Origin of the sequence: Corynebacterium sp. Marseille-Q2823, from assembly GCF_903645345.1 — a bacterium.
Classification (GTDB): Bacteria; Actinomycetota; Actinomycetes; order Mycobacteriales; family Mycobacteriaceae; genus Corynebacterium; species Corynebacterium hiratae.
The window spans coordinates 69,747-91,367 of record NZ_CAHJXS010000004.1; the positions used below are offsets into that span (position 1 = coordinate 69,747).

General features: G+C 58.7%; 7 protein-coding genes. 2 read left to right on the forward strand and 5 right to left on the reverse strand.

The genetic code is table 11. The features are described from left to right. Positions 1-140 precede the first annotated feature (140 nt). On the forward strand, positions 141-2,240 hold the full coding sequence (locus HWX44_RS05990; RefSeq protein ID WP_175973666.1) for a glucose PTS transporter subunit IIA: 2,100 nt from the start codon (positions 141-143) through the stop codon (positions 2,238-2,240). Between the two features lie 143 nt (positions 2,241-2,383). Then, complete coding sequence (locus tag HWX44_RS05995; RefSeq protein ID WP_175973669.1) at positions 2,384-3,211, forward strand: PRD domain-containing protein; 828 nt, start codon at positions 2,384-2,386, stop codon at positions 3,209-3,211. Positions 3,212-3,258: 47 nt separating this feature from the next. On the opposite strand, the gene HWX44_RS06000 is transcribed toward HWX44_RS05995, so the two are convergent. The 5 genes from HWX44_RS06000 to HWX44_RS06020 form a co-directional block, all read right to left on the reverse strand. After that, a complete protein-coding gene (locus HWX44_RS06000) occupies positions 3,259-4,119 on the reverse strand; it encodes a class F sortase (protein WP_175973671.1) in 861 nt (286 codons plus the stop codon). Between the two features lie 209 nt (positions 4,120-4,328). Next, complete coding sequence (locus HWX44_RS06005) at positions 4,329-11,885, reverse strand: VaFE repeat-containing surface-anchored protein (protein ID WP_175973673.1); 7,557 nt, start codon at positions 11,883-11,885, stop codon at positions 4,329-4,331. Positions 11,886-12,574: 689 nt separating this feature from the next. Beyond that, positions 12,575-13,927, reverse strand: a complete 1,353-nt coding sequence (purT, locus tag HWX44_RS06010) for a formate-dependent phosphoribosylglycinamide formyltransferase (RefSeq protein WP_175973675.1) — start codon at positions 13,925-13,927, stop codon at positions 12,575-12,577. Positions 13,928-14,180: 253 nt separating this feature from the next. Next, positions 14,181-19,685, reverse strand: coding sequence for a YPDG domain-containing protein (locus tag HWX44_RS06015; protein ID WP_175973677.1), 5,505 nt, complete (start codon positions 19,683-19,685; stop codon positions 14,181-14,183). 587 nt (positions 19,686-20,272) lie between these two features. Next, a complete protein-coding gene (locus tag HWX44_RS06020; protein ID WP_175973679.1) occupies positions 20,273-21,565 on the reverse strand; it encodes an adenylosuccinate synthase in 1,293 nt (430 codons plus the stop codon). Positions 21,566-21,621: the final 56 nt, after the last annotated feature.

Consider the following 21,621-nt stretch of genomic DNA (forward strand, 5'->3'; position numbering starts at 1 on the left):
TCCTAACCAGGATTGTTACTTCGGGCAAGACCTAGGCTCCCCACTCTTAGCCGTGTGGGGATGGTTCGCTATGAACCATTGTGGCCTAGGTCTTTTGTGGTTTTTAGCCACAGTGCCTGCCTACTCTCGAAAGGATTCTCATGTCGACAGAGACTCGCTCGGCAGCCGAAGCCATCTTGGATGGCATCGGCGGAGCGGAGAACATCACCTCTTTCACGCACTGTGCCACGCGCTTGCGCTTCGAGCTGGCTGATGCCTCCAAAGCCGATAAGGAAGCACTCGAATCTATCCCCAAGGTCATGGGCGCTGTACCCCAAGGCGGGCGCAACTACCAGGTCGTCATCGGCGGCGACGTGGCCACGGTCTATGACGAGATCAACGCTCTCCCGCAGATGAAGAATGCCGGCGCGTCTACCGGCCGCTCCAACGACGATGTCAAGGCTGCTGCCCGTTCCAAGGCCAAGGGCAAGCTGCCGTGGATGGATACCTTCTTCGAGTACCTCTCGGATTCCTTCCGCCCCATCCTGGGCGTGCTGCTGGGCGCCTCCCTAGTTATTGCCTTCGCCGCAGTGCTGGATGCGCTAGGCATCGTCGACTTCCGCGCTGAGGATAAGCCCGCCTCCTGGCTTTTCGTCGACGCCATGTGGCGTTCCGTCTTCTTCTTCCTGCCCGTCATGGTGGCCTATAACGCCGGCAAGAAGCTGCGCATCGACCCCTGGGTCCCCGCTGCGGTCATGCTCGCGATGTTCACCCCGGAGTTCACCGGCCTCGCCGACAACCCAGCCGTCCAATGCGTGACCAACGAGACGCTGTCTGCTGAGCAGTGCTCCATCGATATCTTCGGCCTGCCAATGCAGCTGCAGGACTACGGCGGAAATGTCTTCGTCCCGCTCATCATGGCCGCCGTCGCAGCGCTCTTCTACAAGGGTTTCCAGAAGCTCATCCCATCCGCGGTCCACATGGTCTTCGTCCCCTTCCTGACCCTGATTTTCCTCATCCCGCTAACGGCCTTCATCATTGGCCCCTTCGGCGTATGGGCCGGTAACGGCATTGGCGCTGGCCTGTCCTGGCTCAATGACAACGCTCCTTTCGTCTTCGCTCTGGCCATCCCGATGCTCTACCCGTTCCTGGTCCCGCTGGGTCTGCACTGGCCGCTCAACGCCCTCATGCTGGTCAACATCCAGACCTTGGGCTACGACTTCATCCAGGGCCCGATGGGCGCATGGAACTTTGCCTGCTTCGGCGCTACCGCCGGTGTGCTGGCCCTGTCCATCCGTGACCGCGACACCGTAATGCGCCAGACCTCCGGCTCTGCACTTCTGGCTGGCCTGCTGGGCGGTATTTCCGAGCCTTCCCTTTACGGTATCCACCTGCGCTACAAGCGCATCTACCCGCGCATGCTGGTGGGCTGCTTCGCCGGTGGCCTGACCGTCGCCCTGCTGACCCTGGGCTCCAACGGTATTACGACGAATGCCTTCGTCTTCACCTCACTGCTGACCATCCCGGTCTTCACCCCGATGGCCAAGTACGCCATCTCTATTGCGGTGGCCTTCTTCGTGGCCTTCCTGCTCATCCTCTTCACCGACTACCGCACCCCGGAGGAGCGCGCTGAGGCCAAGGCCGCCCGCGAGGCAGCCGAGAAGGCCGAGCTCGATAACACCAACAACGCCGCGCTTGCCGACGCCCCCGCAACCGCAGGCACCGCTGCCGCCGGCGCCGGCGCTGCCACCGCAACCGCCACGAAGGCAGACGCCCCGGCCAAGGCCGCTGAGCCTGCCGCTGGCACCACCACCGACATCGCCTCCCCGGCTGCCGGCAAGGTTGTCCCCATGGCTGAGATCAATGACCCGGTCTTCTCCGCCGGCACCCTGGGCGACGGTGTGGGCATCGTCCCCGAGAACAACGAGGTCTACGCCCCCGTCAGCGGCACCGTCATGAGTGCCATGAAGTCCGGCCACGCCTACGGCATCAAGACCGAGGACGGCGTGGAGGTCCTCGTCCACATCGGCATCAACACCGTGAAGATGAAGGGCGAAGGTTTCGCCCCAGCCGTCAAGAAGGGCGACACCGTCAAGCAGGGCGAGCTGCTTGCCACCGTTGACTTCGCCAAGGTCACCGAAGCCGGCTACGACACCACCATCGTCCTTGCCGTGACCAACACCAAGGCACTGTCCGCCGTCACCCCGGCTGGTCTGAACCACGCCGCCGCTGGCGATACGGTCATCACCACGACCCGCTAAAGGACCCACTAGGGAACCTTTAGCACGCCTCTAACGAACCCTGACTAAGCTGGCTCGATGGAACCACCATCGTGGTCGGCTTTAGTCGTTTTAGCCCCAACCGGCTAGCCTTAACCGGTTAACCTCAACCAGAAAGGTGCCTTGTGCAACTGTTGCGAGTGTTCAATAACAACGTCGTGCTCGCACGCCGCGGCGCGGAGGACGTCATCGTCACCGGACGCGGAATCGGCTTCCAAGCCCACCCCGGCACTGAGGTTGACCCCGCCAAAGTGGTCAAGGTCTTCGTCCCGGACTCTGGCCGCGACCCGGATCACCTCGCCGCCATGATCGCCGGCATCCCCGGCGAGTATGTGCAACTGATTATCGACGCCATGCACTCCGTGGACATGTCTGAGGCTCTACGCAGCAAGCTCACGCTGGTCGTGGCGATTGCGGACCACATCCACGGCGCTGTCAGCCGTGGCAACACGGTGTCTTATCCCCTCGAGGCTGAGGTCCGCCACCTCTACGCTGAGGACTTTAGCCTCGCGCAGAAGTTACTCACCGCCATCAACAGAGGCCTACACACACCACTGGCTGCCGACGAAGCCGTGGCCATTACCCTGCACCTGGTCAACGCCGGCTTCGCGGTCGGAGACCTTTCCGGCACCTACCGCATGACGGGGTTGATTCAGCAGATCCTGGCCGTCATCGGCTCCCACAACGGCACGGAGCTCAACAGCGAGGACATCTCCGTCGCCCGCTTCATCACGCACCTGCGCTACCTGTTTGTGCGCATGGCAGAGCACCAGCAGCTCGACTCTGACGACCGCCAAGTAGCCACCGCTATCTCCGCGCGCTACCCCGATGCCGTCGAGACCGCCCAGATGGTGGCCAACCTTATTGAGCTGCGCCTCGACAGCGCCCTAACCCCCGATGAGATCTCCTATCTGACGCTGCATATTGCCCGCCTGCAGGAGGCCTCCGCCTAAGCAGTCTGCGGCGTAAGCAGTACACCTGCTTAGGCCGCTGCGACAGCTTAAGCCGCCGGTGCCTCAGCAGGCGCCTCGACGCCACCATCTACCGGTGCCTCAGCACCCGCCACCGGTGCCACCGGCTCCGCCACGGTGATGATGTTGTCTTCGTAGCCAAGCTGACCACCCACAAACTTGCCGCCACAGGTAATGAGGACCAAGCGGTTGTCTCCCTGCGTGTCATTGACCACGTCCGGGAAACCCGCCCCCTTCTGCAGGCGGTACGGTGCCTCGGTCACGCGGAATCGGCGCTCCTCACCATCGATGAAGACGGTGAATTCCTGGCCTAACTCCATAGTGGTGAACTTCTCCGCGAAGCCCGTGCCCTGACCTTGGTAGTTGATGTGGCCGGTAATAACGCTGGAGCCCACCGGACCAGCCTCGCCCGGCACCGCCGATGCGGAGTACCAGCCCAAGCGCTGTACATCGTGCGGGGGAATCAGCATGCCGGTATCAGTGACCTGAATCGGGTCCACGGCCGCGAACTCATCGTTAATGCCCAAGGACATCGCGCCAAAACCCCGAAACTCACCCGGCGCCGGTTCTACCTCGTGTTCCTGCTGGCCAGAGTCATCCACGAAGGGATCATTGTTCGTTGTTGGCGCTTCAACTTCAACGCTCTGCGAGGTTGATGTCTGTTCCTCAGCCGCATTGGTCTCGGCGGAATCGTCCTCACTGCGGCCCGCATAGAGCACTAGTTGTACGACAACCAAGATAATCGCGATGAGCGCTGCAATACCGATGAGCAGCTTCTTGTTGCTCTTCTTCTCCTCGCCTACCGGCTGCGCTTCGCTGGCGGGGTGTTCAGGTGCAGAGGACTCACCGGGATACTCCGGGATACCGTTCTTTTCACCATCATCAGTCATTTTCTATTCCTCACTCCTAGCTTCTACGTTCTATCTTCTGAGATTTAGCTTATAAAAATATTGGCTCTAGTTATTCGTTCTAAACAATAGACTAAAAATCAGACGACGAATCCCCTCCAGCGTTTACGCCCTGGAGGGGATTGTCATCATTGCTCTCTGCGCCTTACCAACCCCAACCGGTGAGGGCTGGGATGGTGTTGCAGTTTGGACTACTTGATGAAGTCCTTCATGCCTGGGTCAAGCTTCGTCGCACCGGAAGGTACGTGCTTGATCTCCACGCGCTCTGCGTTGGACGGCAGCGGCTGACCGGAGTCCTCCGGCGGAGTTGCGTCCAGGACGGTGACCTCGCGGTCATCGCGGCCGGTGTTGTCACCAGTCTGCTCGGACGGTTCACCAGCGTTGTCACCGGTGGACTCACCATGGTCACCGCCACGGCCGTTGTCCTCGATGACCTCAGCGTTGTGGTCGCCATCGTGGCCACCATCATGTCCACCGTCACCGCTATTGCCACCATCAATGATGAGCTTGATGAGGCCCAGACCCGGGATGAGCAGCAGCCACCACGGCAGATCGGACTTCTTCGAGCTGCCATCGTTGTCGTCCTTATCCTTACCGTCGCCGTCATCCGGAGTCTCGGTCGTGGACTCAGACGGCTCGTCACCCGGCTTATTCGGAGTCGTTTCCTCACCCGGGTTATTCGGAGTGGTCTCCTCACCCGGCTGGTTCGGGGTGGTCTCCTCACCCGGCTCGTTCGGGGTCGTCTCCTCACCCGGCTCGTTCGGGGTCGTCTCCTCACCCGGCTGGTTCGGAGTGGTCTCCTCGCCCGGCTGGTTCGGGGTCGTCTCCTCGCCCGGCTGGTTCGGGGTGGTCTCCTCGCCCGGCTGGTTCGGGGTCGTCTCCTCGCCCGGCTGGTTCGGGGTCGTCTCCTCACCCGGGTTGTTCGGAGTGGTCTCCTCACCCGGCTGGTTCGGAGTGGTCTCCTCACCCGGGTTGTTCGGGGTGGTCTCCTCGCCCGGCTGGTTCGGGGTCGTCTCCTCGCCCGGCTCGTTCGGGGTCGTCTCCTCACCCGGGTTGTTCGGGGTCGTTTCCTCGGACGGCTTCGGAACCGTCTGGTTCTTATCGTTGATGTCCTTGTGCTCAGCGATGTGGTTCGGCTCCTCCGGATCAGTACCCGGAGTCTCCTCGCCCTTGTCGTTGACCTCAACAGAAGTCAACTCCTCAAAGGCAACCGCAGCCTCAACCGGCTTCTTCACCGAATCAGCAACGATGATCTCAACAACAACCTCACCATCAGCAGCATCCGGAGTAAAGGTCTTCTCACCCTTACCCAGGACAGACTTGCCATCAACCTTAGAAATCAGCTCAGCCTTCAGGGTGTATTCCATACCCGGAACCAAACCCTCATACGTCACCGTATCGTTAACCTTCGCACCAGCAACAACCTCAGTTGCACCGTTAGCAAAGTCAGCATTCGTCGAAATCTTCGGCTTATCAGTCTCTTCGCCCGGCTCGTTCGGGGTCGTCTCCTCACCCGGCTCGTTCGGGGTGGTCTCCTCACCCGGCTGGTTCGGAGTGGTCTCCTCGCCCGGGTTGTTCGGGGTCGTCTCCTCGCCCGGCTCGTTCGGAGTGGTCTCCTCACCCGGCTGGTTCGGGGTCGTCTCCTCACCCGGCTGGTTCGGGGTCGTCTCCTCACCCGGCTCGTTCGGGGTCGTCTCCTCACCCGGCTCGTTCGGAGTGGTCTCCTCACCCGGCTCGTTCGGGGTCGTCTCCTCACCCGGCTCGTTCGGGGTCGTCTCCTCACCCGGCTCGTTCGGGGTCGTCTCCTCACCCGGCTCGTTCGGGGTCGTCTCCTCGCCCGGGTTGTTCGGGGTCGTTTCCTCGGACGGCTTCGGAACCGTCTGGTTCTTATCGTTGATGTCCTTGTGCTCAGCGATGTGGTTCGGCTCCTCCGGATCAGTACCCGGAGTCTCCTCGCCCTTGTCGTTGACCTCAACAGAAGTCAACTCCTCAAAGGCAACCGCAGCCTCAACCGGCTTCTTCACCGAATCAGCAACGATGATCTCAACAACAACCTCACCATCAGCAGCATCCGGAGTAAAGGTCTTCTCACCCTTACCCAGGACAGACTTGCCATCAACCTTAGAAATCAGCTCAGCCTTCAGGGTGTATTCCATACCCGGAACCAAACCCTCATACGTCACCGTATCGTTAACCTTCGCACCAGCAACAACCTCAGTTGCACCGTTAGCAAAGTCAGCATTCGTCGAAATCTTCGGCTTATCAGTCTCTTCGCCCGGCTCGTTCGGGGTCGTCTCCTCACCCGGCTCGTTCGGGGTGGTCTCCTCACCCGGCTGGTTCGGAGTGGTCTCCTCGCCCGGGTTGTTCGGGGTCGTCTCCTCGCCCGGCTCGTTCGGAGTGGTCTCCTCACCCGGCTGGTTCGGGGTCGTCTCCTCACCCGGCTGGTTCGGGGTCGTCTCCTCACCCGGCTCGTTCGGGGTCGTCTCCTCACCCGGCTCGTTCGGAGTGGTCTCCTCACCCGGCTCGTTCGGGGTCGTCTCCTCACCCGGCTCGTTCGGGGTCGTCTCCTCACCCGGCTCGTTCGGGGTCGTCTCCTCACCCGGCTCGTTCGGGGTCGTCTCCTCGCCCGGGTTGTTCGGGGTCGTTTCCTCGGACGGCTTCGGAACCGTCTGGTTCTTATCGTTGATGTCCTTGTGCTCAGCGATGTGGTTCGGCTCCTCCGGATCAGTACCCGGAGTCTCCTCGCCCTTGTCGTTGACCTCAACAGAAGTCAACTCCTCAAAGGCAACCGCAGCCTCAACCGGCTTCTTCACCGAATCAGCAACGATGATCTCAACAACAACCTCACCATCAGCAGCATCCGGAGTAAAGGTCTTCTCACCCTTACCCAGGACAGACTTGCCATCAACCTTAGAAATCAGCTCAGCCTTCAGGGTGTATTCCATACCCGGAACCAAACCCTCATACGTCACCGTATCGTTAACCTTCGCACCAGCAACAACCTCAGTTGCACCGTTAGCAAAGTCAGCATTCGTCGAAATCTTCGGCTTATCAGTCTCTTCGCCCGGCTCGTTCGGGGTCGTCTCCTCACCCGGCTCGTTCGGGGTGGTCTCCTCACCCGGCTGGTTCGGAGTGGTCTCCTCGCCCGGGTTGTTCGGGGTCGTCTCCTCGCCCGGCTCGTTCGGAGTGGTCTCCTCACCCGGCTGGTTCGGGGTCGTCTCCTCACCCGGCTGGTTCGGGGTCGTCTCCTCACCCGGCTCGTTCGGGGTCGTCTCCTCACCCGGCTCGTTCGGAGTGGTCTCCTCACCCGGCTCGTTCGGGGTCGTCTCCTCACCCGGCTCGTTCGGGGTCGTCTCCTCGCCCGGGTTGTTCGGGGTCGTCTCCTCGCCCGGCTGGTTCGGGGTCGTCTCCTCGCCCGGGTTGTTCGGGGTCGTTTCCTCGGACGGCTTCGGAACCGTCTGGTTCTTATCGTTGATGTCCTTGTGCTCAGCGATGTGGTTCGGCTCCTCCGGATCAGTACCCGGAGTCTCCTCGCCCTTGTCGTTGACCTCAACAGAAGTCAACTCCTCAAAGGCAACCGCAGCCTCAACCGGCTTCTTCACCGAATCAGCAACGATGATCTCAACAACAACCTCACCATCAGCAGCATCCGGAGTAAAGGTCTTCTCACCCTTACCCAGGACAGACTTGCCATCAACCTTAGAAATCAGCTCAGCCTTCAGGGTGTATTCCATACCCGGAACCAAACCCTCATACGTCACCGTATCGTTAACCTTCGCACCAGCAACAACCTCAGTTGCACCGTTAGCAAAGTCAGCATTCGTCGAAATCTTCGGCTTATCAGTCTCTTCGCCCGGCTCGTTCGGGGTCGTCTCCTCACCCGGGTTGTTCGGAGTGGTCTCCTCGCCCGGCTCGTTCGGAGTGGTCTCCTCACCCGGCTGGTTCGGGGTCGTCTCCTCCCCCGGCTCGTTCGGAGTGGTCTCCTCACCCGGGTTGTTCGGGGTCGTCTCCTCGCCCGGCTCGTTCGGAGTGGTCTCCTCGCCCGGGTTGTTCGGGGTCGTCTCCTCGCCCGGCTGGTTCGGGGTCGTCTCCTCGCCCGGGTTGTTCGGGGTCGTTTCCTCGGACGGCTTCGGAACCGTCTGGTTCTTATCGTTGATGTCCTTGTGCTCAGCGATGTGGTTCGGCTCCTCCGGATCAGTACCCGGAGTCTCCTCGCCCTTGTCGTTGACCTCAACAGAAGTCAACTCCTCAAAGGCAACCGCAGCCTCAACCGGCTTCTTCACCGAATCAGCAACGATGATCTCAACAACAACCTCACCATCAGCAGCATCCGGAGTAAAGGTCTTCTCACCCTTACCCAGGACAGACTTGCCATCAACCTTAGAAATCAGCTCAGCCTTCAGGGTGTATTCCATACCCGGAACCAAACCCTCATACGTCACCGTATCGTTAACCTTCGCACCAGCAACAACCTCAGTTGCACCGTTAGCAAAGTCAGCATTCGTCGAAATCTTCGGCTTATCAGTCTCTTCGCCCGGCTCGTTCGGGGTCGTCTCCTCACCCGGGTTGTTCGGAGTGGTCTCCTCGCCCGGCTGGTTCGGAGTGGTCTCCTCGCCCGGGTTGTTCGGGGTGGTCTCCTCGCCCGGCTCGTTCGGGGTCGTCTCCTCACCCGGCTGGTTCGGGGTCGTCTCCTCGCCCGGGTTGTTCGGGGTCGTTTCCTCGGACGGCTTCGGAACCGTCTGGTTCTTATCGTTGATGTCCTTGTGCTCAGCGATGTGGTTCGGCTCCTCCGGATCAGTACCCGGAGTCTCCTCGCCCTTGTCGTTGACCTCAACAGAAGTCAACTCCTCAAAGGCAACCGCAGCCTCAACCGGCTTCTTCACCGAATCAGCAACGATGATCTCAACAACAACCTCACCATCAGCAGCATCCGGAGTAAAGGTCTTCTCACCCTTACCCAGGACAGACTTGCCATCAACCTTAGAAATCAGCTCAGCCTTCAGGGTGTATTCCATACCCGGAACCAAACCCTCATACGTCACCGTATCGTTAACCTTCGCACCAGCAACAACCTCAGTTGCACCGTTAGCAAAGTCAGCATTCGTCGAAATCTTCGGCTTATCAGTCTCTTCGCCCGGCTCGTTCGGGGTCGTCTCCTCACCCGGCTCGTTCGGGGTCGTCTCCTCACCCGGCTCGTTCGGGGTCGTCTCCTCACCCGGCTCGTTCGGGGTCGTCTCCTCCCCCGGCTCGTTCGGGGTCGTCTCCTCCCCCGGCTCGTTCGGGGTCGTCTCCTCACCCGGCTCGTTCGGGGTCGTCTCCTCACCCGGCTCGTTCGGGGTCGTCTCCTCACCCGGCTGGTTCGGAGTGGTCTCCTCGCCCGGCTGGTTCGGAGTGGTCTCCTCACCCGGCTCGTTCGGGGTCGTCGACTCAGACGGCTCCTCCTCAGAGGTCACAGTCTGATCTTCGTCGTTGATGTTCTCGTGCGTGGTGATCTCATTTCCGTCACCCTCGTTCTTCGGAGCATCCTTACCGGTTTCATCAACCTGCTTGGAGTACAGCTTCTCGAATGCAACCGCAGTCTTGACTACACCCTCAAGGTCCTCATTGACCTTGATGTCAACAACGACCTCACCTACAGAGCTCTTCGGAGTGAAGGTCAGGTCACCACGACCGATAACAGCATGCTCACCGTTCTCGTTGAGAGCCTTGTTACGCAGCTCTGCCTTAAGAGTGTATTCCTTACCCGGAACTAGGTCGGTGTAAGAAACAGTGTCCTTAACTACGACGCCGGCAGCAACCTGCTTAGCATTATCGAATTCAGCCTTGGTCTTAATCGACGGGTTCAGCTCAGAGGTCACAGTCTGTGCCTCGTCGTTGATATCCTCATGCTTAGCAATCTCCTTCTCCTCGGTGGAGCCGGAGATATCGTTGCCGTCCTCGTCTACCTCGGAAGAGAAGAGCTTCTCAAAAGCAACTGCAGCGGTAACGCCGTCCTTGGCCTTGTCGTTGACGACGATCTCAACGTCCTCAGAGCCAGCAGAGTTCTCCGCAGTGAAGGTGTGGGTAGCCTCACCCAGAACGGTAGTGCCGTCTTCCTTGGAGATCAGTTTTGCCTTCAGGGTGTAGTTCTTACCCGGAACAAGGTCCTTATACGTCACGGTGTCGATAACCGTGGCGCCCTCAACAACGCGGTTGCCGTCCTTAAACTTGGCCGTCGTACCGATTTCAGGGTTCCAGACAGTGATAACGGTCTGTGCTTCGTCGTTGATGTCCTCGTGAGTGGCAATCTCCTTCTCCTCATGGGAGCCGGAGATGTCGTTGCCATCCTTGTCTACCTCGGAAGAGAAGAGCTTCTCGAAAGCAACGGCAGCAGCGATCGGGGACTCGAGCTGCTTATCGACGTTAATCTTTACCGCAACGTCGCCGGACTCAGCTTCCGCAGTGAATTCCTGCGAGCCGGTACCAACGACAGCGTGCTCGCCATTAGCGTCAGCAGCCTTGTTACGAAGTTCGGCCTTCAGGGTGTACTTCTTACCAGGAACCAAGTCCTCGTAGTGAACCGTGTCAATGACGGTTGCGCCAGCAACAACTTGCTGCTTGTCACCATCAAACTTGGCCTGGGTCTTGATCTCCGGCTTGCGCGGCTTCTCCTGCTGAGAAGTCGTCGGGGTCGGCTCCGGAACTACGTCAGTGGTCGGGGTCGGAGTCGGCTCCTCAGTTTCCTCGGTCGTCGACTCGTCGGTGCTCTCAGATGGCGTTTCCTCAGAGGTGGTTTCCTCCGTGGTCTGCTCATCGGTCGTCGACGGCTCAGACGGTTCGGTCGTCTCCTCCGTGGTCGGCTCCTCAGAAGTCGTCTCAGCCTCAGAGCTCTCAGACGTGGTTTCCTCAGAAGTGGTCTCCTCGGTGGTCTGCTCATCGGTCGTGGACGGCTCAGTCTCAGTGCTTTCCGACGGAGTCGGCTTCGGATTCGGGTTGCTCTCCTCATCCTTACCCGGATTCTCGCCGTCATCATCCGGCAGACCAGGCTGGTCAATCGGAACCACACGCTGTCCCCCACCACTGTTATGAGTGGTTATGCCGTTAGGGCCAACCACAGTGATGAAGGCATCCGCCGGCTGCTCAGGGATAGTAACCGACGGATCGGCTTCAAACTGCTGGTCGAGCGTTTGGGCATTGTCCTTTAGAATGCGCAGCCCCGTGTTCGCCGTGAAATCCTCTGAATTGCCGTCGAACCCGTGGAGCGGACGTGCCAGACCAGAAACATTTCCGCCGTCGTTTGCGTGAATAAACTTAATCGCGGCAGCCCTACCCGACGCATCAGAGACGAGCGCTGCCAAGTAAACGCTGTAACGGTTAGCAAGTTTCTTATCGCCAGCCGCCGTAGCATCACGCAGCTTCATTGCAATGCCGATAGCCGCATTCTGGAACTTCGGGTCATCAAAGCGAATCGCACCTGCTGTGGACTTCTTGTAGCTGCCCTTCTTGAGCATGGGATCGGCAACAGTGTAATCAATACACCAGCCCCATCCGACATCGTTGTTCTTGTGAGGGTTTCTCGCACCTTCTGGCGGAACACCAGCCCACACAAGCTGGCCCCAGCTATGATCTCCGCCAATTTTCGCATTTTCAGCGCCCAAGGTGGTGTTAGGCACGAAATCAGTCGGCTCGGCCGCGCCAGCCTTCGCCCAGGGAACGGTAACCATGGCCGCAATTACTGCAATTGCTGTAAGCACAGCAGTAAAGACCATCCACCCCTCTCTGGAGATATTCCTTAATCTACTCATCGTTTCCTCTTCGAATGATGTGAATGTCTACAAGCTTTCTACACAGCAGCCTTAGACCACTGAACCAATCTGAAATCTGGACGTAGGTTTTTACACCCTGACCGGCGATTCTTCTCACGAATCTCACGCACTCTTATAGTCCACTCAGGAGACTATCATTCAACACAGGAAGCTGCAAGGTATCTCATTGCTCTATAAATTTCGCCTATATCCAAGTTGGAGCGTATTTGTGCTGCACTAGACCGTTTTCAAGTCAGGCAGCTCCTATCTACCGCCCACTTGTTCTATTTTACCTTCACATCGTTAACTTCTAAATATTTCTTATAATTCTCAACCTAAGATTTACTAAGTTTACACATCAGTTTTCGCCCATCCGGATTGCGCTAGGAAACCTTCCGCCAGCGCAACAGCACTGTGCGCGCCCGCGCTGGCCTAATCCCCTTGTACGCACCTACGAACCTCACCACCTTGCAGCACCCCAAGGCCCGCGAAAGCTCGTACTCGCGAGCACTTAGCACCCTTACCGCTACACCTCGCAGACACGCGAAACGGCCGTGCACAAAGCACGGCCGTCATTCCCCATTAGAAACCTCATCCCACGGGGCTTAGGCCACTACCCCCATTAATCAGTTTTATGGCTCGCCGAGTCCTCATTAATCATCCGCGGAACGCGTGAGCTTCGGATCAACGTCGACGACCGGCTCGGGAACCTCAATAACCTCGATGTCGGAGACCGGCGAGCCAGCGGGAGTCACAGGCTGCGCATCCACCTGGTCTGCCCCAGAAGACGAGCCCGGCGCCACAGTAATCTTTGCCGCCGCGAGTGCTGCCCTATCGCGGGCTGTCTCAACGTCCTCTGCAGTGGTAGCCACCATGCCCATGCGGCGGCCGGCATAGGCCCATGGCTTACCAAACAGACGCACGTCCGTCTCCTCATAAGCCATGGCGGCATCGAGACCGGAATAGGAGACGTCATCAAGCTCAGCGTCCGCGTGCAGAATGACCGCCGCACCGGGGCTCACCAACGTCACATCAATCGGGAAGCCCAACATTGCGCGGACATGGAGTTCAAACTCAGAGAAACGCTGCGTGTATCCAGTCAGCATCGCAGTATCCAAAGGACGCGGCGAGACTGAGGAGAAGTACACCTCATCGCCCGCCACGAACAGCTCAACACCGTAGACACCACGCCCACCCAACTCGTTAGAAATACGCGCAGCCACGGAACGCGCATTCGCCAGGGCATCTTCACTCATCGCCATCGGCTGCCAGGACTCCACTAGATCGCCTTTCTCATGACGGTGACCAATGGGCTCACTGAACCACGTGGCCATTTTGCCCGTGGCCGGGTCAATGGAGCGCACAGCAAGCAGCGTGACCTCATAATCAAAGTCGACGAAGCGCTCCACCACGACGCGCTTATACTCCGAGGACACGTGTCGCACCATGGCCCACGTTTCCTCTATTTCTTCCTCTTCCTTAAGAAGAACGTGCCCCTTACCGGAAGTCGTAATATCCGGCTTCACGATGCACGGCAGCCCCAACTCCCCCACTGCCTCCTGCAGCTCCTCAGCAGTCTCAGCAAAGCGATACGCCGTCACAGGAAGACCGATACTCTCAGCCACCTCGCGCACGCTCTCACGGGACTGCGTGAGCTCACAAGCCCGCGCCGTCGGCACAACCGTAGCGCCTACTTCTTCCTCAATGCGCTTGAGCGCCTCCACCGCGACGGTCTCCACCTCTGGGACCACATAGTCCGGCTTGATTCGCTCAGTGAGCTCCCACACCTTCTGTGGGTCCCTAATGTCTGCGATGTAGCTAAAGTGCGCAAGTTGCTGCGCGGGTGCTCCTGCGTAGCGGTCCACGGCGTGAACCTCGAGCCCCAGATTCTGAAAGGCTATTACCAACTGCTTGCCCAGCTCGCCCGCCCCCAGGAGCAGCACCTTGGTAGCGCTTCCTGTTAAGGGGGTTCCGATCTGGCCTGCGATGTCGCCTACGGTAGTCATTCTCGAATTATCGCACACATTTCACGCCGCGCTGCTTGGCGACGTCCCCCGATTCCCCACAACCACCCAAACTCACCGCACCCCACGACGACACGGTGCCCCGGGCTCCGGCCCGGGGGTGCAAGATCGCCAAAGCCCCCTTTACCCACCGCAGGGAAACAGTGGGAAAGGGGGCTTGGCGCTACAGACTGACCTTCTAGCGTGTCAGCCGGCCACGGGGGCCGGCTGGCCCTCGGTTATCGCGGTCTTCCTCTTACTTGGAGGATCCCTCGCCAGCACCCGGTGCACAAGCATCAGCCAACAGGCCGATAGCCAAAGCACCAGCAGCAATCAGAGCCACAGCACCAGCAGCCTGGCGGGAGTCAGCACCGAAGCGCTTGAGCTGAGCGTCAATACCAGCCATCTGCTTAGCCAACGGGCCGTTGAAGGTGTTGGTCTGCTGCTGCAGACGGGTGTTCAGATCCTGAATCTGCTTGTTAATCGGAGCAACAAACTCCGACAGCCCCGGAATGTTCATCTGGGAAGCCAGACCAACCGGAATCAGGAACAGCAGCGGGATACCGATACCAAGGCCGGTGTTGATGCAACGCTCAGACAGGTTGGAAGAACCATTCCAGTCAGGCAGCTTAGAGGAACCGTTCGGTTCCGTCTCCGGCTTGGACTTCGGGTTATTCGGATCGGTCGGCTTACCGTTGTTCTTGGAACCAGTGACCTCATCACCATCATTGGTGCCGTCACCATCGGTATCAGCCTTCTTCGGGTCAGTCGGAGCACCCTTCTCACCCGGCTTAACCTTGTTGCCGTCCTTATCGAACGGGTTCTTGGAGCCGTCTACCTCATCACCGTCATTGATGCCGTCACCATCGGTGTCAGCCTTATTCGGATCGGTGCCAAGCTCCTTCTCCTGCTCGTCAGTCAGGCCGTCACCATCGGTGTCCTTGTCCTTCGGATCCTCGTCACCAGGCTTGTCATCCTCGCCCGGCTTGTTCGGATCAATCGGCCACGGGAACCAACCACCGTTGTTTCCGCCGTCGTTGTTGTCCTTCTTCGGCTTGGTGATCTTGATATCAATCTCACCGACCTTGTTGCCGTCCTTGTCCTTGACAACAACCGTGGCATCCTGCGGATCAGTACCCTTCGGTACGGTCACCTCGATTTCACCGGTCTTCGGGTCGATCTCAACCTTGGAGCCCGGAATCTTCTTTCCGTCCTTGTCAAGGACATCACCGGTCATACCATCTGTCGGGTTCTTGACCTTGTCATCCAGTTCCTTCGGCTTATTGTTGGCAGGAACCTCATCGGTCTTGTCACCCGGAACAATGCTCGGCTTGTCGCCGTTGTCATCGGAGTCGTCACCACCCTTGAAGTCGCCCTTGTCGAGCGGGTTGGTGCCGTCCTCCTTCTCCTGACCGTCGTTGACACCGTCACCATCGGTATCCGGGTTCTTCGGATCCGTACCGTCCTTGATCTCCTGGCCATCGTTTACGCCGTCACCATCGGTGTCAGCCTTATTCGGATCGGTGCCGATCTCAATTTCCGTACGGTCGGTCAGGCCATCACCATCGGTATCCGGGTTCTTCGGGTCCGTGTTGCCAGGCTTACCGTCCTCGTCGAACTTGTTGTCCTTGTGCGGGTTCTTGGAACCGTCGACCTCTTCCTTATCGGTCAGGCCATCACCATCGGTATCCGGCTTGGTCGGATCGGTACCGATCTCCTTTTCCTCACCATCGGTCAGGCCGTCACCATCGGTGTCCTTGTTCTTCGGATCAGTCGGAGCTGGGTTACCGTCTTCATCCTTACGGTTGACCTCGTCACCGTCGTTAACGCCGTCACCATCGGTATCCGGGTTCTTCGGATCGGTACCGTGCTCCTTTTCCTCACCATCGGTCAGGCCGTCACCGTCGGTATCCGGGTTCTTCGGATCGGTGCCGTCCTTTTCTTCTTGGGCATCCGGAACACCATCACCATCGGTGTCGGTGTCATCGCCCGGGAAGGAATCCGGATCCTTCGGATCCTTATTGTCCTTGACCTCGTCACCATCCTTGTGATCATCACCGTCGGTATCCGGGTTATTCGGATCGGTGCCGATCTCAATTTCAGTACGGTCGGTCAGGCCATCACCATCGGTATCCGGGTTCGTCGGATCCGTGTTGCCAGGCTCACCGTTCTCGTCGAACTTGTTGTCCTTGTGCGGGTTCTTGGAACCGTCGACCTCTTCCTTATCGGTCAGGCCGTCACCATCAGTATCCGGCTTCGTCGGATCAGTACCAAGATCCTTCTCTTCCTTATCGGTCAGGCCATCACCATCGGTGTCCTCCTTGGTCGGATCAGTACCGTCCTTAACCTCGTCACCATCCTTGATGCCGTCACCGTCGGTGTCCGGGTTGTTCGGATCGGTACCGTGCTCCTTTTCCTCACCATCGGTCAGGCCATCACCATCGGAATCCGGATTGTTCGGATTAGTACCGTCCTTCTCCTCCTGTTCATCGGAGACGCCATCACCATCAGAGTCAACCAAGATGGAGGTAACAACGGTCAGCTTGAAGTCATCCGTGGCTTCCTTGCCATCCTTAGTTGCCTTGACCTCGATGTCGTAGGACTTCAGCTCAGCATCCTCAGGAACAGTGCCCTCGATCTTCTTGGTATCCGGGTTGTACTTCAGGTAGTCAGGCAGACCAGTAACGGTAACCTCGGAGCCCTGGGTGGACTTAACTGGGATGGAAACCTTCTCGCCTCGAGCAACCTTCGTGTCAGGAATAGCATCCACGGACACATCGGCCTCCGGCGCATCCGGCTGCTCAACCGTGACAGTCACCGTGGCATCATCGGTCGAATCATCCGGGTACTTCACCTTCACCGGAACTTCAATCTTGGTATCCGGCTTCGCATCCTCCGGAACCGTAACGGTGACCTCACCGGTCTTCGGATCAACCTTTACATTGTCCTCCGGCAACGGCTTCTTCTTACCGCCCTTATCGGTGTACGTCGGAGCCTTGTCCTCAGACTTATCCGGAGCATACGTGGTGCCATCCGGAGCAGTGGTGTCGCTACCCTCGCCGTCCTTGAACTTCGGAGCATCAACCTTGGCATCCTCACCAGGCTTACCAGAACCATCCCCATACTCAGGCTGGAACTTATCCTTGTCCTCTTCAGTAGGAGTCGGCGCATCCGGCTGCTCAACCGTGACAGTCACCGTGGCATCATCGGTCGAATCATCCGGGTACTTCACCTTCACCGGAACTTCAATCTTGGTATCCGGCTTCGCATCCTCCGGAACCGTAACGGTGACCTCACCGGTCTTCGGATCAACCTTTACATTGTCCTCCGGCAACGGCTTCTTCTTACCGTCCTTATCGGTGTACGTCGGAGCCTTGTCCTCAGACTTATCCGGAGCATACGTGGTGCCATCCGGAGCAGTGGTGTCGTTACCCTCGCCGTCCTTGAACTTCGGAGCATCAACCTTGGCATCCTCACCAGGCTTACCAGAACCATCCCCATACTCAGGCTGGAACTTGTCGGAATCGCGGTCGGTGGACTCAACGACGAAAGGAGCGGTGCCAGTTGCGGTCGTGCCGTCCTTGTAGGTGACCTGGACCGGAACCTCGATGCTGTCCTTGTTGGCTGCATCATCCGGGAAGGTTACGGAAACCTCTCCGGTCTTCCCATCAACGGTGACGGTGTAACCCTCTGGAGCCTTGAAGGTCTCAGGCAGCGCGAACTTCGTCGGCGCCTTCTTCTCGTCCTGAGCCTTCAGCTCCTCAGCGCTGAGCGTCTCGACGTCTTTGGTCTCCGTGTTGTCGAAAGTCGGGGCCTTGGACGTGGCTGGTTCACCAGGCTTAGCCGGAGTCTCCTCGTAGTGTGGCTGCCAACCAACCAGAACCGTGAATGCATCGGCTGCAATCGCCTGACCACGTTCCCCAGTCTCCTTGTTGACAGGGTAGAGATACGCAGTGAAAGTCGTCGTGGACTTAACACCCGTGGTGTCGAGCTGGCACGACGGAATCTTCCCTGCCTTCGGATCCTCAGGGGCACACTTGTGGACAACCTCACCGGTCTCCTGGTTGACCCACTCAATCTGGTACTGCAGGCCATCAACCCACTGGCTCGGCAACCCACCAGTCTTGGTCTCAACCTTCGCACCCGGCTTCGCAGGGTTCTCACGAGTGTCATACTCAAGCACATCAAAAACGACGTAGTCCGAGTACAACACGTGGCGGTTTTCCAGCAGGTAATGCTCGCCAGCACCATAGACCATGCCACCAGCCCACTTGCCCTCACCATTGAACACATACTGGCTACGCGGCAGGAAGGAATTGTTGTAGAACGGCGTGAACTGACCAAGACCCTCAGTCTCCTCCGTGGAGAAGAACAACCAATCCCAGTTCACGTGCTTCGGAATGTTCTTGATACCACGGCCAGTAACGGACCTCTCCCAGCTACCAACGTCGGCAGCAGGAGCAACCTGACCAAACAGGTTGTAGGCATTGTGCTTGGACCCGTCGGGGAAGGTCACCTCAGCACCATTGTCACGAGCCAGGTCGGTGTAGATCAAAGCGCCGTCGTCGTAGCCACGGTCAACATTGTTGGTTGCCCCGGTATTTCGGCCAAAGGAGCCCTTGAACTGCAGCGTGTAGTTGCCGTCGCTGCCAACGGTAGCTTCAGAGGTCTCAGCGATCCACTTGTCCTTGCCCTCTTCGGCCATCTTGCGCTTGATCCAGTTCTGCAGCGCAGTCTCATTACGGTTGGTCCATTCACGACCACGGATCTCATCAAACCCAAGGTCCTCGGCAGCCTTCGTCTTGATCTCATTGACCGCGTAGTCAGACAGGTAGGAGCCATAGACCTTGACACCAGTTGCCGGCACGTCCGCACCGTTCATCTTGTTCATCAGGCTTGGCGTGAACGCACCTTGCGTATTGAACAGGTGCCAGAATAGGTTGCCCTTGATCTGACCAGGGCCATTGCCAACCACCGGGTTCTGATCAGCCTTATCACGGTGCATGATGTCGTGACGGGTCTTCTCACCAAACGCGAAACGCGCGTTGACCACGCGGTCAGAACCGACATACCAGCTCATGCCACCCGGGGTGTCAACCGTTGCGGCGTTCGGGCCCATGTGGCCGAAGTTGTAGCCATACAGCTGGGTGAAGTTATCCGTATCCGGGTTATCCACCCACACACGGATCTTCTCGTACTGCGGACCATTCGGGTCTGCGTCAAACTTGACGACCTCGCCCTTCGCATTGTTGAAAGGCTTCATATTGATGGTGTAGTAACCATCTTCACGCGTGGTGGTGGTGTACACCGGCGAGGTGACGCTGCCCTTTTCAGTCCACTGAGCGTAAACGCGCACGCCTGCCATCGGGATCGGCTTCCATGGATCACGGGTACCCGGGTACACCGAAAGGTCACCATCGCGCTGGTGAATGACGTAGCCCTCGATAGATTCGTTGGTGCCTTGCTCAGCACCAGACTCGATGGCACCCTCAACCTTAATCGGCTGGTCGCTAAACTCGTACCGCTGCTCATCTACCACAGACTGGTAAACACCATCGGCATTCTTGCCCGGGTACTTGACGCCATTACCGGCGGCGTTCGACTGGCCAGCCTCAGCCGGGGTGCCAGCGACCGCGGCCACTGGGAAGTTCGGGGTTACCGAGTGGACAAAGGGGCCCACCATAGCAATAGAGAGCGCCGCGGCAGCAATCGTAGTGCCGCGACGGCGTACAGCTGTACGCTTAATTTCCTTCTTGTTCATATCAAGAAGCCCTTTCCTTAAGACTTGAAAGAACTGATCACGCTAGGGATACGTGACCGCGCAAGGGTTAAAACCGGCTTACGCAACCGAGAGCAGCTCACACCTGTCACCTTGGAAGAAGGTCAGAGGTTCCAAGGGTCTATGAACAAACTCGTCTCTAATGTTAACTCCGTGCACGAATTAAAGGAACCGTACGGAATCCTGAAAATTTCATGAATGCAAACTTTTCGCCGCTAACAACAGGAAACACATGATTGACCTGCTCTTTTTGCTGCGATTGCGACACGCGGTTGCAATTGTTAAATAGCTCACGTCATCACATCCGTAACATTTTCCCCAGGAATACACTCCTAACGGGGGTGTTTTATACAGCATAGTGACGGGTGGAGGTGTGGGAGGCGTCGCCAAGCAGGGCGTATTGAGCGCACAAATGTACCCATAGAAACACAAACCGCCCCGCTTCCCTGTGCGTGGTGCGTGCAGGTGGTTGTGTGCACGATGCCGTAGGAGAAGTGGGGCGGTTGCTTGCCAGGCACCGTCACTGTTAGGCGGTGCCAGAGGTTGTGCGGCTGGGACTTGTTGGCGCCTTACTGGTCTTGCATGACGTCGTGGCGCACGATGGTCTGGTCGCGGCCGGGGCCGACGCCAATGTAGGAGATGCGGCAGCCGGAGAGTTCCTCCAAGCGCAGGACGTAGTCCTGTGCCTTCTGTGGAAGCTCCTCAAAAGTCTGGCAGTCGGTGATGTCCTCGTCCCAGGCCGGCATGGTTTCAAAGATGGGCTCGGCGTGGTGGAACTCCGACTGGGTCAGCGACATCTCGTCGTAGCGCTTGCCGTCAATGTCATAGGCCACACAGATGGGGATTTCACCGATGCCGGTGAGCACGTCCAGCTTGGTCAGGAAGTAGTCCGTGAAGCCGTTGACGCGGGTGGCGTAGCGGGCAATCACAGAGTCATACCAGCCGCAGCGGCGCTTGCGGCCGGTGTTGACGCCGATTTCGCCGCCGGTGGTCTGCAGGTACTCGCCCCACTTGTCGAAGAGCTCCGTGGGGAACGGGCCCGCACCGACGCGGGTGGTGTAGGCCTTGATGATGCCCAGGGAGGTAGTAATGCGCGTCGGGCCAATGCCGGAGCCCACAGCAGCACCACCGGCCGTCGGGTTCGAGGAGGTCACGAACGGGTAGGTGCCGTGGTCAACGTCCAGCATGGTGGCCTGGCCGCCTTCCATGAGGACGTGCTTACCCTCATCCAGAGCCTGGTTTAGCTCCAGCTCGGCCTCAATAACCATCGGGCGCAGGCGCTCGCGGTAGCTCAGGAAGTACTCCACAACCTGCTCCGGCTCGATGGCCTTGCGGTTGTACATCTTCACCAGCATCTGGTTCTTGATGTCCAAGGCGGACTCGACCTTCTGGCGCAGGATGGACTCATCGAAGATGTCCTGCACGCGGATGCCGATACGGGCGACCTTGTCGGCATAAGCCGGGCCGATACCGCGGCCGGTGGTGCCGATGGCGCGCTTGCCCAGGAAGCGTTCCTGCACGCGGTCCAGGGTCTGGTGGTACGGCGCCACGAGGTGAGCGTTGGCTGAAATCTTCAGGCGCGAAGCGTTAGCGCCGCGGGCTTCGAGGCCATCAATCTCATCGAAGAGGGCCTCCAGGTTAATCACCACGCCGTTGCCCAGGACCGGGGTGGCGTTCTCAGAAAGAATACCGGCGGGAAGAAGCTTCAGCTCGTACTTCTCGCCGCCGACCACGACGGTGTGGCCGGCATTGTTACCGCCGTTGGGCTTCACTACGTAATCGACTTTGCCGCCGAGGATGTCGGTAGCCTTGCCCTTGCCTTCATCGCCCCACTGGGCGCCGACGATGACGATCGCTGCCATGTTTGATGTCACTTCCTATTTATTGAAGTCAAATACGCACCTACTTTACCCGCCGC

Coding starts and splice junctions, on each gene's coding strand:
- HWX44_RS05990 (WP_175973666.1), top strand. CDS start 141: ATGTCGACAGAGACTCGCTCGGCAGCCGAAGCCATCTTGGATGGCATC.
- HWX44_RS06020 (WP_175973679.1), bottom strand. CDS start 21,565: ATGGCAGCGATCGTCATCGTCGGCGCCCAGTGGGGCGATGAAGGCAAG.
- HWX44_RS06015 (WP_175973677.1), bottom strand. CDS start 19,685: ATGAACAAGAAGGAAATTAAGCGTACAGCTGTACGCCGTCGCGGCACT.
- HWX44_RS06005 (WP_175973673.1), bottom strand. CDS start 11,885: ATGGTCTTTACTGCTGTGCTTACAGCAATTGCAGTAATTGCGGCCATG.
- purT (WP_175973675.1), bottom strand. CDS start 13,927: ATGACTACCGTAGGCGACATCGCAGGCCAGATCGGAACCCCCTTAACA.
- HWX44_RS06000 (WP_175973671.1), bottom strand. CDS start 4,119: ATGACTGATGATGGTGAAAAGAACGGTATCCCGGAGTATCCCGGTGAG.